A 15,592-nucleotide genomic window follows, 5' to 3' on the forward strand; every position below is an offset into this window, starting at 1 on the left:
ACAGGCAGAAGACATACTTGCACTTGTCGGAATGACAGCGAACGACGCAGCCATGAGAACCGCCATCAGGACGATCAGATATTTGCGAATCTTTTTATACATCATATTTGTTACCCCCTGTAACATTCCTTATGTAATACTTTTTTGTATTACATGTTTTATACTTACAGGTGTGATTTTTCCCGGGACGCTGAATGACCCTGTCGCCAAAACGGATGATCTATATAGAACCACTCGCCGCGTCTCGGGTCAATGATTGTAAATCTGCACTTCCCGTATGGGCATTGACGCCCGAAGCAGACGACAGAAAGAATGCCATTTGATTTTATCCGATAAATTACTGGACATATCGGCGGAATCGTTTTGGCCAAAACCGTTTCCAGCGAAAATCAAACATGCCGAAAAATGAACTTTTTTCCATGCTCCCATCGTATTTCACCTCCTTTGTTTGATTCTATCCAAACGAATTCGTTGTATAGGTCTTATTTTTTTAATCGCACAATTGTACAATATATGTATTCATAATCTCGATTGTAACTTTTTCCCCGGCTATCTCCCCTTGCTTATACTTTTCTCTTCAGTTCATTCCCCAATATCTTTCTGCCAATATCTTACACGACATTCGCTAATTTGTCAAGTAGTATTTCTCATTGTTTTTTGACAAAATTCGACACAAAATTATTCTCTCTTCAGCCCATCTCCGGGGCTAAACCCGCATTGGCTTGCAAAAATCCGGATGTTTTAAAAAGGAATAATTACGTACAATTTAGTCTGCCTATTTTCTTCTTGTTTTTGACCTATTCTCTGTAGGCTATTTCTCTTTACCGCGATTCCCATAAATAATTAAAATGTGCACTTACCTACCTCAAGAATGCACATAGCAGCGACTTTTCGTTAAAAGATTTGGTGCAAAAAACATAAATATGACCTCATTTTTGTAAATCAAGCGATAACAAGAGCCATAAATCTTTAAACAGTATCGAAAAATCCTTTAGTAACGCCACTTTTCCATAAAATAAAAGAACACTCGCTTTGATACCATCGTATCAAAATAGGCGTTCTATTATGAAAACAACAATTTACAGCAGAGAACTCAATTTCGTTTTCTCGACGGCTTTATACAACAACAGCCCGCCTCCGAAACAGGCGACTGCCTGACCCGCGGCAACCGTCAGCGCGTTGAACCCAAACAAAGGCCAGTCCAGGAATCCCTTCTCCGCAACCGTAAATTCGACGCCGAGAACAAGGGCGTTAAGGAGGACGGGGAAGACGAGCGAGAGCAGCGGCAGCCCTTTAAATCGGATTTTGCGTGTGTAATAGGTGCAGACGGCCGCGATGCCGGTTGCGAGGGAGCCGAACAGGATATCCCAAACGCCCGCGACGGTGTTTCCGGCGAAGATCGCGACGCCGTTGGAGATGGCGCAGCCGAGCGTCAGCCCCCAGACGGATGAGAAGGTGAAGACAGGCAGCACGGTCAGCGCCTCAGACAGGCGGCATTGTACCGGTCCGAAAGCGATCGGATAGAGGACCAGCGTGAGCACAGCATACGCGGCGGCGATGATGCCGCCCCGGGTGATGTGTTTGGTGCCTTTTTTCATCATAAATTCCATTCCTTTTTTGAGTTTGGAACAAACTCGCGGCGTGAAACGGGTTAGGCGCAAATGGGGTTGAAAGACTGTCTTTTCACCGAAACGGCGGCGGTTGACTTCATTTGTCAACCGCCGCCGGTATGTTTTACTCAGAACTTTTTGCGGGCGACGTAGGAAGTGTGCAGCACTTCATGCGCTTTGTGGCTGCCGGGTTTGTCAAGGAACTCTTTGTAGAGCCGGATGATGTCCGGGTTCTGGTGGGAACGGCGAATGGTGTTGCGCTCGTCGTTTCTGTAAAGCGCCGAAGAACGCAGGCCGATCAGATCGGTCCAGCTGCGCACATCCGCGGATTGCTGCGGCTGACCGCCGCCGTTGATGCAGCCGCCCGGGCAGCACATGATTTCGATAAAGTGGATGTTCTCGCCGGCTTTGACACGTTCAAGCAGTTTGCGCGCGTTGCCGGTGCCGCTTGCGACGGCCACGTTGATGTCCATTCCGGCGACTTTGTAAGTGGCGGTCTTGATGCCGTCGGCGCCTCTGACTTCGTTAAAGACGACCATCTTGTCGTCTTCCTTGCCGGTCAGGGTGCTGACCGCGGTACGCAGAGCCGCTTCCATAACGCCGCCCGTCGCGCCGAAGATGACCGCCGCGCCGCTGGAAGAACCGAGCGGATGGTCAAAGTCGCTGTCGGGCAGGTTGACGAAATCGATGCCGGCCAATTTCACCATACGCGCATATTCGCGGGTGGTCAGTGCGATGTCGACGTCCGGGACGCCGGCGGCGTCCTGATCGGGTCTGCCGACTTCGAACTTTTTGGCGGTGCAGGGCATAACCGAAACACAGACGATGTTCTTGGGGTCGATGTTGTTTTTTTGCGCAAAATAGGTTTTGACGATTGCGCCGAACATCTGCTGCGGAGATTTGCAGGTCGAGAGATTCGGGATCATCTCGGGATAATAATGTTCGCAGAACTTGATCCAGCCCGGCGAGCAGGAGGTGATCAGCGGGAGCGCGCCGCCGTTTTGAATGCGCTCGATCAGCTCATTCGCCTCTTCGACGATGGTCAGGTCGGCCGAGAAGTTGGTATCAAAGACCCGGTCAAATCCCAGACGGCGCATTGAAGTGGCCATCTTGCCGGTGACGTCGGTGCCGATCGGCATTCCGAAACACTCGCCGAGCGTGGCGCGGATCGACGGGGCGGGGAAGACGACGACGAACTTATTCGGGTCACTCAGCGCCGCATTGACCTCGTCTGCCTGATCCTTTTCATAGATCGCGCCGGTCGGGCAGGAGACGATGCACTGTCCGCAGGAGACGCAGGCGACGTCGCCGAGCGGGCGGTCAAACGAGCAGCCCACATGGGTGTCGAAGCCGCGGTTGACAAGGCCGATCACGCCGATTTCCTGAACCTTTTCGCAGGCGGAGATGCAGCGGCGGCACAGAATGCATTTGGAGTCGTCGCGGATCATGTGCACCGCGGAATTGTCATAAATCGTCTCATCGGGGACGGTGGAATATTTATCTTCGTCTACGCCGTAATCGTGGCACAGCGCCTGAAGCTCACAGCTGCCGCTGCGGATACAGGACAGACATTTTTTATTATGGTTGGAAAGGATCAGTTCCAGCGTGGCTTTACGGGATTGGTGGAGTTTTTCGGTGTTGGTCTTGACCTCCATCCCCTCGGTGACGGGATGCATACAGGCGGCGACAAGGCCTCTCGCGCCGGACGCTTCCACCACGCAGATGCGGCAGGAGCCGACTTCGTTGACGCCTTTGAGATAGCAAAGGGTGGGGATTTTTACGCCGGCTGCATGGGCAGCTTCCAGAACGGTGGTACCGTCCGGGACGCTGACGCTGATGCCGTCGATTTTGACGTTGAGCATTTTGGGTTCCATATCGTTATTCCTCCCCTTATTTCTTATCAATGGCGTAGAACTTGCAGTTGGACATGCAGAGTCCGCACTTGATGCACTTGTTCTGATCGATCACGTGTTTCTCTTTGACGGTGCCGGTGATGGCGTTCGTCGGGCAGTTGCGCGCGCAGAGCGTGCAGCCCTTGCACTTATCGTTGATGGTGTAGGTCGTGAGTGCTTTGCAGACGCCGGCCGGGCACTTCTTATCGACGACGTGGGCGACGTATTCGTCGCGGAAATATTTGAGTGTGGAGAGCACGGGGTTCGGCGCGGTCTGGCCCAGTGCGCAGAGGGAATTCTGCTGGATGTGGCGGCACAGGGCTTCCATCTTGTCGAGGTCTTCAAGAGTGCCTTTGCCGGAAGTGATTTTTTCAAGCATCTGATACAGGCGCTTGGTGCCGATGCGGCAGGGCACGCACTTTCCACAGGACTCGTCGACCGTGAATTCGAGGAAGAACTTCGCGATGTCGACCATGCAGTTGTCTTCGTCCATGACGATCAGACCGCCGGAGCCCATCATAGAGCCGATGGCGACGAGGTTTTCATAGTCGATCGGGATGTCGAGGTGCGCGGCCGGAATGCAACCGCCGGAAGGACCGCCGGTCTGCGCCGCTTTGAACTTTTTGCCGTTCGGGCAACCGCCGCCGATGTCTTCGATGATCTCGCGCAAAGTCGTGCCCATCGGGACTTCGACAAGGCCGGTGTTGGTGATCTTGCCGCCGAGCGCGAAGACCTTGGTGCCCTTGGATTTTTCGGTGCCCATCGAGGCGAACCATTCCGCGCCTTTGATGATGATCTGAGGGACGTTGGCATAGGTCTCGACGTTATTGAGGATGGTGGGCTTTCCGAACAGGCCCTTGACCGCCGGGAACGGAGGACGCGGACGCGGCTCGCCGCGGTTGCCCTCTACCGAGGTTAACAGCGCGGTCTCTTCGCCGCAGACAAACGCGCCGGCGCCGAGGCGGATGTCGAGGTCGAACGAGAAGTCGGTGCCCATGATATTATTACCGAGCAGGCCGTATTCACGCGCCTGTTTGATGGCGATTTCAAGACGATGGACGGCGATGGGGTACTCCGCACGGACATATATGTAACCGTGGGTGCCGCCGATAGCGTAAGCCGCGATGGTCATGGCTTCAAGAACCGCGTGCGGGTCGCCTTCGAGGACCGAACGGTCCATGAACGCGCCCGGGTCGCCTTCGTCGGCGTTGCAGCAGACATATTTGACGTCGCTGGCGTTTGCGGCGGCAAACTGCCATTTCCGTCCGGTCGGGAAGCCCGCGCCGCCTCTGCCGCGCAGACCCGAGTCGGAGATGACTTTGATGACGTCTTCGGGCTTCATCGAAGTCAGCACCTTTTCAAGCGCGAGGTAGCCGTCCATAGCGATGTATTCGTCGATGCTCTCGGGGTTGATGACGCCGCAGTTGCGCAGCGCGATGCGTTTTTGCTTTTTATAGAAAGGCGTGTCGGACAGCGAGAGCATCTTGTCCTTTTCAATTGCCTCGGAATAGATCAGGCGTTTGACGGGACGGCCTTTGAGCAGATGCTCCTGTACGATTTCCCTGACGTCGCTTTTCTTGACCTGGCTGTAGAAAGTGCCCTCGGGGTAGATGATCATGATCGGACCGAGCGAACAAAGACCGAAACAGCCGGTTTTGACGACTTTTACTTCTTCGGCAAGTCCGGCGGCGGCGATTTCTTTCTCCATCTCGGCCGCGATTTCATGAGAGCCGGAAGAAGAACAACCTGTGCCGGTGCAGCACAGAACCTGTGATCTTATCATGGCTTTTCTCCTTTCGCTCATTTCAGAGCGTCTTCGATCGTATATTCGACGACCGGACGATGATTGACGAGATGCTCCGTGACGACTCTGGCGACCTTGTCCGCATCCATCTTCACATAGGTGACTTTTTCTTTATTGGGCTCATAGACCTCGACGATCGGCTCAAGGCGGCAGACGCCGATGCAGCCGGTTTGGGTCACGGAGATGTTCTTGAGACCGCGTTTGTTGATTTCGTCGATAAAAGCGGCGAGAACGGGTCTTGCCCCGGCTGCGATGCCGCAGGTTGCCATGCCGACGACGACGCGGATATTGTCATCGCTCTCCTCGCGAAGTTCGATGGTTTTTCTGGTTTTTTCGCGGATTGCCGCAAGTTCAGCCAAAGTTTTCATATCTGATGACCTCCGTACAAATTTTGAAGCTGTTCGCTGATATATTGTGCGACCCATTCGGCGATTTCGGGTTCCCCAAAATCGACGTCGCCGATCTGCCGAATGATCTCGCGGGAAGAAAAGGTGAAGCTGTTTTGATTGAAACGGTGCTCATAACTCCAGTCGATACCGGATCTTGAACCGAGCAGCGCGGTGACAGTGGAAGGCATATCGCCGAGCGGCATCCTGTCGATGTTGTCATAGATAAAATCCGCTGTTACCGTGGTTCCTGCTCCGGGTTCGGAGGTGATTTTGAAACTGCCGCCCGCCATCTCGGCCGCCTGTTTGAATAACGGGATTCCGAGGCCCACCTTTCGGGTGGTGCGGGTCGTGGTGAACGGGTCCGTGACACGGGCCAGAAACGCTTTTTCCATTCCCCGTCCGTTATCGGTGATCGATATGCGCAGCGTATTTTTAACGGGCTGCTCGTCGACAAGGATTTCAATCCGGGTCGCGCCGGCCGTGACGGAATTCTGCGCGATATCGAGAATATGGAGCGAGAGTTCTTTCATTACCTGTATTTATTGAGAATGCCCTTGATGTCTTTCGGAACCAGCTTGCCGTAGACCTCATTATTGATCATCATGACCGGTGCCAAACCGCAGGCGCCGAGGCAGCGGGTCGCCTCGAAGGAAAACTTCCCGTCGGCAGTTTCCTGGCCGCATTTGATGCCGAGTTCTTTTTCGATTTCTTCGATTACGAGTTTGCAGCCCTTGACGTAACAAGCGGTGCCGAGGCAGACTGAAATCTGGGTCTGCGCTCTCGGCGAGAGCAGAAATTGGGCATAAAATGTGGCGATTCCGTAGACCTCGGAAAGGGACGCGCCCATTCCCTCGGCAACGATCTCCTGAACTTCGATCGGGAGATAACCGTAGATCTCCTGCGCCCGCTGGAGAACGGACATGGTACCCTCGCCGTGCGTTTTTGCCTCGGCGATGCCGTCACGCAGCCGCTTTTCCTGTTCGGCGGTGCCTTTGAACGGCAGCGTTGTGGGTGTCTTCCTCATAACTAAGTTTGCCTCCTCGAATATTGAGAATTAAAATTTGCAATTTGCATATCGGATGCCGCGATGAGCGGCTTAACCGAGTCCATGTAACAGCGTTATATCCCGGTGGTGACCAACCGTTGAATCAACTGTTTTTTACTTGAAAAAACGGCATCGGTTGTGCCGTTTGCGGACCCGATATCCTCTAAGTAATGAGCATCGGAGTCCAACAAAACATTATAACGCATAAGTCGATTTTTTTCAAGGAATTCAGCTTTTTTTGGACTGAAAAGTTTTTTGGAGAGCTCAATGGTCTGAAAATCCATGTCCGGTGATAAAAAACCGAGGTTCGAAATGATCGAATTGCTTTCACGGTCGATATGCGCCGGGATTGCCGCCCCGTTGTGTTTTCTGACGAGCGCCGGAACGCTGTCGATCGGAATGGAAGCGGCGGTGACAAGCAGCTTCGGTTCGAACCCGATGAGTTCATCGTTTTCATCCCGCAATACCTGCCGCCCGTAGATATCGGGGCGGTTTTCGATGGGAGAACGCGCGGCCCTGACGATTTTTTCAAACGCGAGAGCGTCATTTAAATCGGCAAAAAGGCAGAGCACATGGATTTCTTCGGCGGTCTCCAGTTCCATACCCGGCAGGACCATCATATTCGGACAATTTTTTGCCGCGGCTTTGAGCACCGCTTCGCAGTTTCCGCAGGAGTTGTGGTCACACAGCGCGATCACATCCAAACCGCACAGCGCCGCCATGTTGACGATGTTGTTCGGGGTCATCTCCTCGTCGCCGCAGGGCGAGAGGCAGGAGTGGATGTGAAGATCGTAGTTCATTCTTTCAGCAGTTCATAGGTCGCGGCCGCCGTTTCATAGGCGGATCTGTCGGTTCTGAAAATCGGGAGCTCCAGCTTTTCCGCGCGTTCCGCGAGTTCCGGGTCGGGTTTGACGCCTTCGCATAATACCACACAGGCGACTTCGGTCATCGAGGCGACTGCCGCGACGTTCACGTTGGACATGATGGTCAGCCAGACCTGGCCGGCGCTTGCCCGGCCCATGACCCAGCTGAGTAAATCGCCGATATAGCAGCCGGTGATCGCGCGGTCTTTGCCGGTGCTGACGGTCTCGAGGTTCAGCGTTTTGGCATAAGCGTCAGTCGTCATCGCGGCTCAGCTCCTCATAGGATTTTTCGGTGTCATAATAGAGCGCAAGCTGTTCCGGCGTGAGGTTTTTGCGGATATGGCGCAGCTTTTCGCGCATCAGGTAGACGCACAGGCTCAGCGAGGACTTTCCGCGCACCACGTCTTCCGCCAGCGCCGCGCAGGTCGGCGCGCCGCAGGCTCCGCAGTCGAGTCCCGGAAGCAGCTCGGTCAGCCGTTCAATTTCGAGCATCATCTTCATGGCCTCGTCGAGGTTGTCGCTGAGTTTGACGCTCGGTTTCGCCTTGTGTTTTCCGGCGGCAGGTGAGAGTGGGGAAGGCAAGTCGCCGCTCTTGTTCTGAGAGACCGGCATATACCGCCGAAGGGACTTCAGCCGGGATTTGGCGATGAACGGATTCTCGACGGTCAGACAACCGCCCACGCAGCCCGAGGTGCAGGCGTTCAGCTCAATGAAATCGACGCCGGTGAGCTTGTCGTCCTCGATTTGTTCGAGTATCTTGATCGCGTTTTCAATGCCGTCCGCGGCGAGATATTTGTCGGTCAGAAGACCTCCGGCCTCACCGCCGCTGATAGCCCAGGAGACGCCCAGAATCCCGCTTTTTTGAAGCGGAGCCGGATCTTGGATATGGTTCATCGCGCTGACGAGCCTGATATAGATCTCGCTCATCGAAAACGCGCCGTTGATGAGCTGCTCGTTGGTATTCGGATGTAAGATCGCCTCGGTTACTTTAGCCGGGCAGGGTGAGATGAAAAATACGCCGATCTCCTCCTGCGAAAGCCCCGTCTTCTCGGCGGCCTGTTTGCGCGCCATCATCGCGGCCAGTTCGACCGGTGCGATGAAAGGCAGGATATTATCGCATAAGTGGTGGAAACGGGTCTCGATCAATCGCACGATTGCCGGGCAGGCGCCGGAAATGACCGGTTTTTTGATGTCCGGCTGCGCCATGTAAGTGCGGGTGAAATCGGAGATGATCTCGGCGGCGGCGCTGACTTCGAACACCGCGTCAAAGCCCATCGCGAGTAAACCGGACAATACGAAATCCACGTCTTCGAGGTGGTTGAACTGACAATAGAGCGAGGGCGGGGGCAGGGCGATTTTATATTTGTATTTGGAGTTTTTCAGTTCGGTGAGCGGCGTGCAGATAGCCTTTTTGGCGTGATTCGGGCAGACCCGGATACATTCGCCGCAGTCGATGCACAAATCCTCCAAAATTTTGGCCTTGCCGTCGCGGATGCGGATGGCCTGGGTCGGGCAGCGCTTGATGCAGGTGCTGCAGCCCTTGCATTTGTCTTTGTTTAATTGAACGGAATGAAAAATTTCCGCCATGCTGCCGCACCTTCTTTCCTTTAAAAATTCACGGTCATAATAACCTTGGTACCGACGCCGACTTGAGAGGTGATCTCAAAGGTGTCGGAGTATTTTTTCATATTGGGCAGTCCCATGCCCGCGCCGAAACCGAGGTTGCGCACCTCTTCGGGCGCGGTCGACCAGCCCTCCTGCATCGCAAGTCCGATGTCGGGGATACCCGGACCGTGGTCAACCAGTTTTATAGTGACAGAGTGTTCGCCGATTTCGACATCCGCAGCACCTCCGTCGGCGTGGATGACCATATTGATTTCGCCCTCGTACATGGCGATTGAAACCCGCCGGACGGCATCCGGAGGAATCCCGATCTTTTTCAATATGCGCTTGGTATCGCTGGAAGCCGCGCCTGCCGTCGTAAAATCGGAGCCGTCGACGTCATAATGCAATTTGATGTTTTCCGCCAAAGCTATGACCGCCCTTCTGGGGTGTGTCTTTATTTTTGGGAGCAGGGCTCGCCGCCGCGAAGGCCGTTCATGTACAAAATACCGCAGGCCTGATACATACGCTCTTTGGTTTTGAGAACAATGATGCCGGATTCGCGCGCCAGACCGAGCAGGTTCTCATCCGGCTGTTTTCCGCGCACAAAGACGATGCAGCGCATATCCATCATCTCGGCGGTGCGCACGACCTGGGGATTGACAAGACCGGTCAGCAGCACCGATTGTTCTTTGACAAAAGCAAGTACATCGCTCATCATATCCGCGCCGCAGGCGGAGTGGACCTCGCGGCCGAGGTCGCCGCAGTCGACACAGATCTCACAGTTGAGCAATTTTACAATTTCTGAAACTTTCATTGATAACCCTCCAAGCAGGCAAACGAGCGGATCAAAAAAATACCGGATCCACGTTCTCATTATATCAGATTGTTTATAATAAGTCAAACAATATCGATATAAAAAGAATGAATAGAATGCTGGAAAACGAATGAATAATTATAAAATTCGAATGATATATTATATAAATGTATTGACAAGTGTTTAATAATGGTATATAATTTATTCATACCTGAGATTTGGAGGTATAGAGTTCTATGAAAAAGACCCTTTACAGTTTAATGCTCTCGGACGACGTCGTGCAGGAAGTCGATCTGATGGCGCACCGGACCGGAACCAATCGTTCCAATCTTGTCAATCAGATTTTGGCCGATTATTTTTCCGTAACCACTTCGGAGCGCCGGATCAGCGATATTTTCCGCGCGATTGAGCAGCTCATGACGCCGATGCCGGAGTTGGTGCCGTTTTTCGCGCCGAACGCGCTCACAATGTCGCTGAAATCTTCTTTATCATATAAATACCGGCCGACCATCAAATACGAAGTCGCGATGTATCGTTCGGATGAGGACGCTTTGGGCGATCTCTCGGTGATTTTCCGGACCCAGTCCCCGGCGCTGATCGACGCGGTGACCGAATTCTTTCGGCTCTGGAAAACCATCGAAGATCAGAATCTGCCGGTTCCCGTGGACTGCGCGCTTTATGACGGGCGATTTGTCAGAGCGATCGGCGTGCCGGAGGGCAGGGATTGTCCCCGCCGCGCGGATTATCCCCGCCGCGCGGATTGTTCCTGCGACGACATCGCCGGAGCGCTCTCGGACTATATCAAGCTGCTGGACCGGCTCCTGAAGGGCTATCTCACCGGCTCACTGAATGAAGCGGATGTGGAACGGGAATACCGGGAAGACCTCGCCAAGAGAGAATTTATGATTTAAACTAAAAAACAAAAGGATTCCTGAAAGCAGGGAGGCATCAATATGAACACCAATCAATATACACAAAAGACCATTGAGACCATCAACGCGGCACAGGGCATGGCACAGGAAAACGGCAATCCGTACCTGATGCCCGAGCATCTGTTGTACGCTTTAGTCGATCAGGACGGCGGGCTGATTTCGTCGCTGTTTACAAAGATGGGCGTCGACTGCGACGCGCTTCTCGGCGAACTCGACACGATGATCGGCGCGCTGCCCAAGGTCTCGGGCGGCAGCGGGGAAGTGTACGCCTCCGCCGAAACCGGAAAAGTACTTCGGTTTGCCGAGAAGGTCGCCGAGAAGATGAACGACGAATACGTCTCGGTCGAGCATCTGGCGCTCGGCCTTCTCTCCGAGGGCACACCGCAGATCAAAAAGCTGTTTTCGCAGCACAACGTCACAAAAGAGCGTTTCTCCGAAGAACTCTCGAAAGTCAAGACCGCGCCGGTGACCTCGGACAACCCCGAGAGCACTTATGAAGCGCTGAAAAAATACGGCATTGATCTGGTCGAACGGGCCAGAAAGCAGGAGCTCGATCCGGTCATCGGGCGTGACCCCGAGATCAGAAACGTCATCCGGATACTGTCGCGCAAGACCAAAAACAATCCGGTGCTCATCGGCGAACCGGGCGTCGGCAAGACCGCCATCGCCGAGGGGCTTGCGCAGCGCATCGTGCGCGGCGACGTCCCCGAGGGCCTTAAAGAAAAAACCATCTTTGCGCTCGATATGGGTGCTCTGATCGCGGGCGCGAAATACCGGGGTGAATTCGAAGAACGGCTCAAAGCGGTGCTGAACGAGGTCAAACAAGCCGAGGGCAGGATCATCATGTTCATCGACGAGCTGCATACCATCGTCGGTGCCGGGAAAACCGAGGGCAGCATGGATGCGGGCAACCTGCTCAAACCGATGCTTGCGCGCGGAGAGCTGCACTGCATCGGTGCGACGACCCTCGACGAATACCGCAAATACATCGAAAAAGACGCGGCATTGGAGCGGCGTTTTCAGCCGGTCACGGTCGACGAGCCGACGGTTGAGGACACGGTCTCGATTCTGCGCGGCTTGAAAGAACGCTACGAAATCTACCACGGCGTCCGTATTCACGATAACGCGCTGGTTGCAGCCGCAACCCTCTCACACCGCTATATCACCGACCGCTTTCTGCCCGATAAGGCCATCGACCTCGTCGACGAGGCCTGTGCTTTGATCCGTACCGAGATTGACTCAATGCCGTCCGAACTGGACGACCTGCGCCGCCGCATCATGCAGCTGGAGATTGAGGAGATGGCGCTGAAAAAGGAAGACGACCAACTTTCGCGCGACCGGCTTTCCAAACTGACCGCCGAACTGGCCGAACAAAAAGACCAGTTTAATGCTATGAAAGCACGCTGGGAGTCCGAAAAGCACAGCGTCGATCGGGTCAAGGACATCAAAGTAAAGATCGAGCAAATGCACGGCGACATCGAGCAGGCGCAGGTCAATCTCGAATACGAAAAAGCCGCAAAGCTCAAATACTCCGATCTGCCCGCGCTCGAAAAACAGCTTGAACAAGCCGTTGCCGACAGCGAAAAGCGCTCCGGCGGCAATGAACTCGTGCACGATACCGTCACCGAGGAGGAGATCGCCGGAATCGTCGCCAAGTGGACCGGAATTCCGGTCACAAGGCTCATGGAAGGCGAGCGCGAAAAGCTGCTGCACCTCGATGAGATCATACACAAGCGTGTGATCGGACAGGACGAAGCCGTCAAACTCGTCACCGAGGCGATTCTGCGTTCGCGCGCGGGCATCGCCGACCCGAACCGCCCGATCGGCAGCTTTTTGTTTCTCGGGCCGACCGGCGTCGGCAAAACCGAACTCGCCAAATCGTTAGCCGAATGTCTGTTCGACGACGAACACAACCTCGTGCGCATCGATATGACCGAATACATGGAAAAATTCTCAGTCTCGCGCCTCATCGGCGCGCCTCCCGGTTATGTCGGTTACGACGAAGGCGGACAGCTGACCGAAGCCGTGCGCCGCAAACCCTACAGCGTCATACTGTTTGACGAGGTCGAAAAGGCTCATCCCGATGTTTTCAACATCCTGCTGCAAATCCTCGACGACGGCAGAATCACCGACAGCCAGGGCCGCACGGTCGATTTCAAGAACACCATCATCATCCTGACCTCGAATCTGGGCAGCCAGTATCTGCTCGAGGGCATCACGCCCGAAGGTGAGATCACCAAAGAGGCGCAGGCGGCAGTCATGAACGAGGTCAAAAACGCTTTCAGACCGGAATTTTTGAATCGTTTGGACGAGATCATCCTGTTCAAGCCGCTGACAAAAGCCAACCTGACCGGCATCATCGACATCCTGACCGAGGGCTTGAAAAAACGCCTTGCCGACAAGACGCTCGGACTCGAGATCACCGACGCAGCCAAGAACCTGATCATCGACAAAGGTTTCGACCCTTACTACGGCGCAAGGCCGCTTAAACGGTATCTGCAGAGCGCAGCCGAGACGCTGATCGCAAAGGAGATCCTGCGCGGCGACATCTCCGCCGGCAGCACGCTTTTGCTCGGCGCAAAAGACGGCGAACTGGTCTGCGCAAAGAAATAATGCAATAAAACGAGTCCGCGGCTTTTACCCAGGACTCGTTTTATTTACCGTTTCTTAAAATATTTTATTCCTATTATTGACAAAGCCGGGGTTTCCTATATATAATAATAGTTGAATAAAGCTGCGGAGGAGGATATTTATGTACTGCCGAAAATGCGGAGTGGAAAACCAGGATCACGCAAAATTCTGCGCGGAATGCGGTGAGAGGCTGGACGTCTCTCAATCGCAGAATCAGAATTCGAATACATACCAATCCCAACCCCGGTATCCCTATCCGCCCCAATCCCAATATCCGAATCCGCCTCAGTCTCAGCAGCAATACTATCCGCCGTACCAGCAGCCCTATTATCAGCAGGATATGTATGCGCAGCAGGCAGCCGCGAACAGCGCGGCTAACGCCTCACTCACATGCGGAATCATCGGCCTTATCATCGGAGGATGGATACTCGGAATTATCGCGATCTCACAGAGCAATAAGGCGAAAAATATGGGTTATGTCGGCGGCAAGGCTACAGCCGGGCTGGTTCTCGGCATCATCGACATCATCGGCTCGGTGATTGTTTCCATTGCTTTGATGTCTCAAATGGCGAATTATTGATTTTTTGTCCATAGCCGAAAAATTCCAAAAACATCCGGTTTATCAAGACACCCGCGTATTCTCTGCGGGCGTCTTTTTTTAATTATCGCGACGGAGAATCAATGATCTGCGGGCTTGCTTTTCTCGGGCGCTAAAGTTACATGCCCATAAATCTTTCTGTTAATCAGAAACGCCGCAACTGTTCACTTTTCATTGTAAACTGTTAACTAAATTAAAATTTTTCTGAGCGTCTCCATGTTTTCGACAATATGCGCAGCACCGGCTTTTTCAAACTCTTCCCGGCTGCCGTAACCGTATAACACGCCGATGGAATCCATACCGACCGCTTTCGCGCCCAGGACGTCGTGTTCCCGGTCACCGACCATCACGCATTCAGCCAAGTTTACAGGGCCGATGCTGTCAAGCGCATATTCAATGACCTCGCTTTTTACGGTTCTTGTCTCATCGAGGGTGGAACCGGCGACAAACGAAAAATATTCCGCAAGCCCGAAATGCTCTAAAATTTGTTTGGCGAAGACCTCGGGTTTCGAAGTCGCGATAACAAGCGTCTTTTCGGCGGCTTTCAATTCGGCTAAAAGCTTTTTTATGCCCGCGTAAGGCACATTTTCAAAAATTCCTTTATCTTTGAAATATTCACGAAAACAGACAACCGCTTTTTCGGCTTGCTCTCGTGAAAACCCGTAGAATTTCATAAATGAATCGATCAGCGGCGGGCCGACAAACGGGTAGAGCTGTTTATTGTCCCCGACATGAATTCCGAACCGCTCCAATGCATATTTGACCGAGTTGGTGATACCCAGCCCCGGGTCGGTCAGCGTACCGTCGAGATCGAATAGTATTATTTTATAACTCATATTCCGCGACCTCGCAGTTATTCAGCGTAAAACCATGCATTTCTTCATAAGAAAGCCCTTTGAGCTGTTTGTTTATCATCCGCGAGACAAATCCGTGGCATACCAACAGCACGGTTTTATCCGGAAACCGTGTTTTCAATTCTTCTAAACCCGAAATAATCCCGGCTTCAAACTGGCGGATGGTCTCGCCTCCGGTCGGTGCATCGTCGAGTTGTCTGGTACACCATCTGTTGAAAAGTTCGGGGTATTGATTTTTCGCCTCTTCTTTTGTCAATCCCTCAAACACGCCCACACTCCGCTCTGCGAAAATTTTTATGATCACAAGCGGTGTTTCCGGGCAGCGATTTAAAATTGTCTCGGCAGTTTTGCGCGCACGGGCTAACGGGGAAGAGACGGTGACGTCGAATTTGATATCTGCGAGTTTTTGCGCAAGCGCTTCGGCTTGTTGAAGACCGTTTTGATTCAGCGGAACGTCACTGCTTCCCGCATATTTTCCTTGAACGTTGTTATCGGTCTCTCCGTGCCGGGCAACATATAAGTGCATAAATAAGATAAATACCTTTCTCTTAGCGA

16 protein-coding genes are annotated in these 15,592 nt (G+C 53.3%); 3 read left to right on the forward strand and 13 right to left on the reverse strand.

Features of this window, described 5'->3' with window-relative positions:
- Positions 1 to 1,079 precede the first annotated feature (1,079 nt).
- The 11 genes from PKH29_02315 to PKH29_02365 form a co-directional block, all read right to left on the reverse strand.
- Positions 1,080 to 1,601, reverse strand: a complete 522-nt coding sequence (locus PKH29_02315; GenBank protein HNX13668.1) for a QueT transporter family protein — start codon at positions 1,599 to 1,601, stop codon at positions 1,080 to 1,082.
- Positions 1,602 to 1,738: 137 nt separating this feature from the next.
- Positions 1,739 to 3,484, reverse strand: a complete 1,746-nt coding sequence (locus PKH29_02320; GenBank protein ID HNX13669.1) for an NADH-dependent [FeFe] hydrogenase, group A6 — start codon at positions 3,482 to 3,484, stop codon at positions 1,739 to 1,741.
- A 16-nt stretch (positions 3,485 to 3,500) separates the two neighbouring features.
- The gene (locus PKH29_02325; protein HNX13670.1) at positions 3,501 to 5,285 is read right to left on the reverse strand and encodes an NADH-quinone oxidoreductase subunit NuoF; all 1,785 of its coding nucleotides are present in this window, start codon (positions 5,283 to 5,285) and stop codon (positions 3,501 to 3,503) included.
- Between the two features lie 17 nt (positions 5,286 to 5,302).
- A complete protein-coding gene (locus PKH29_02330; GenBank protein HNX13671.1) occupies positions 5,303 to 5,674 on the reverse strand; it encodes a (2Fe-2S) ferredoxin domain-containing protein in 372 nt (123 codons plus the stop codon).
- Positions 5,671 to 6,225: an ATP-binding protein gene (locus PKH29_02335; GenBank protein HNX13672.1), complete on the reverse strand. Its 555-nt coding sequence runs from the start codon at positions 6,223 to 6,225 to the stop codon at positions 5,671 to 5,673. Before PKH29_02335 ends, PKH29_02330 begins: the two co-directional genes overlap by 4 nt.
- Complete coding sequence (locus PKH29_02340; GenBank protein ID HNX13673.1) at positions 6,225 to 6,719, reverse strand: NAD(P)H-dependent oxidoreductase subunit E; 495 nt, start codon at positions 6,717 to 6,719, stop codon at positions 6,225 to 6,227. The genes PKH29_02335 and PKH29_02340 overlap by 1 nt, the downstream gene beginning before the upstream one ends.
- Positions 6,720 to 6,814: 95 nt before the next feature.
- A complete protein-coding gene (locus PKH29_02345; GenBank protein HNX13674.1) occupies positions 6,815 to 7,540 on the reverse strand; it encodes a phosphoesterase in 726 nt (241 codons plus the stop codon).
- Positions 7,537 to 7,866: a DRTGG domain-containing protein gene (locus PKH29_02350; GenBank protein HNX13675.1), complete on the reverse strand. Its 330-nt coding sequence runs from the start codon at positions 7,864 to 7,866 to the stop codon at positions 7,537 to 7,539. The genes PKH29_02345 and PKH29_02350 overlap by 4 nt, the downstream gene beginning before the upstream one ends.
- Positions 7,856 to 9,190, reverse strand: a complete 1,335-nt coding sequence (locus tag PKH29_02355) for a [Fe-Fe] hydrogenase large subunit C-terminal domain-containing protein (protein HNX13676.1) — start codon at positions 9,188 to 9,190, stop codon at positions 7,856 to 7,858. Before PKH29_02355 ends, PKH29_02350 begins: the two co-directional genes overlap by 11 nt.
- Before the next feature lie 20 nt (positions 9,191 to 9,210).
- On the reverse strand, positions 9,211 to 9,633 hold the full coding sequence (locus tag PKH29_02360; protein ID HNX13677.1) for an ATP-binding protein: 423 nt from the start codon (positions 9,631 to 9,633) through the stop codon (positions 9,211 to 9,213).
- 29 nt (positions 9,634 to 9,662) lie between these two features.
- Positions 9,663 to 10,022: a DRTGG domain-containing protein gene (locus PKH29_02365; GenBank protein ID HNX13678.1), complete on the reverse strand. Its 360-nt coding sequence runs from the start codon at positions 10,020 to 10,022 to the stop codon at positions 9,663 to 9,665.
- Positions 10,023 to 10,258: 236 nt separating this feature from the next.
- Here PKH29_02365 and PKH29_02370 point away from each other — a divergent pair, with 236 nt between their 5' ends.
- From PKH29_02370 to PKH29_02380, 3 genes are all read left to right on the forward strand, one after another.
- Positions 10,259 to 10,933, forward strand: a complete 675-nt coding sequence (locus tag PKH29_02370; GenBank protein ID HNX13679.1) for a hypothetical protein — start codon at positions 10,259 to 10,261, stop codon at positions 10,931 to 10,933.
- A 42-nt stretch (positions 10,934 to 10,975) separates the two neighbouring features.
- Entirely contained in the window at positions 10,976 to 13,567 is a 2,592-nt protein-coding gene (gene clpB, locus PKH29_02375) for an ATP-dependent chaperone ClpB (protein HNX13680.1), read from the forward strand.
- 139 nt (positions 13,568 to 13,706) lie between these two features.
- Positions 13,707 to 14,165 carry a zinc-ribbon domain-containing protein gene (locus PKH29_02380; protein ID HNX13681.1) on the forward strand — a complete coding sequence of 153 codons (459 nt, stop codon included), beginning with the start codon at positions 13,707 to 13,709 and terminating at the stop codon, positions 14,163 to 14,165.
- Positions 14,166 to 14,371: 206 nt separating this feature from the next.
- Here PKH29_02380 and PKH29_02385 read toward each other — a convergent pair whose 3' ends face one another.
- Together PKH29_02385 and PKH29_02390 are read right to left on the reverse strand one after the other, a co-directional pair.
- The gene (locus PKH29_02385) at positions 14,372 to 15,019 is read right to left on the reverse strand and encodes an HAD family hydrolase (GenBank protein ID HNX13682.1); all 648 of its coding nucleotides are present in this window, start codon (positions 15,017 to 15,019) and stop codon (positions 14,372 to 14,374) included.
- Positions 15,009 to 15,563: a histidine phosphatase family protein gene (locus PKH29_02390; GenBank protein ID HNX13683.1), complete on the reverse strand. Its 555-nt coding sequence runs from the start codon at positions 15,561 to 15,563 to the stop codon at positions 15,009 to 15,011. The genes PKH29_02385 and PKH29_02390 overlap by 11 nt, the downstream gene beginning before the upstream one ends.
- Positions 15,564 to 15,592 lie beyond the last annotated feature (29 nt).

Source organism: Oscillospiraceae bacterium (assembly GCA_035353335.1).
In the GTDB taxonomy this organism is placed as follows: Bacteria; Bacillota; Clostridia; order Oscillospirales; family JAKOTC01; genus DAOPZJ01.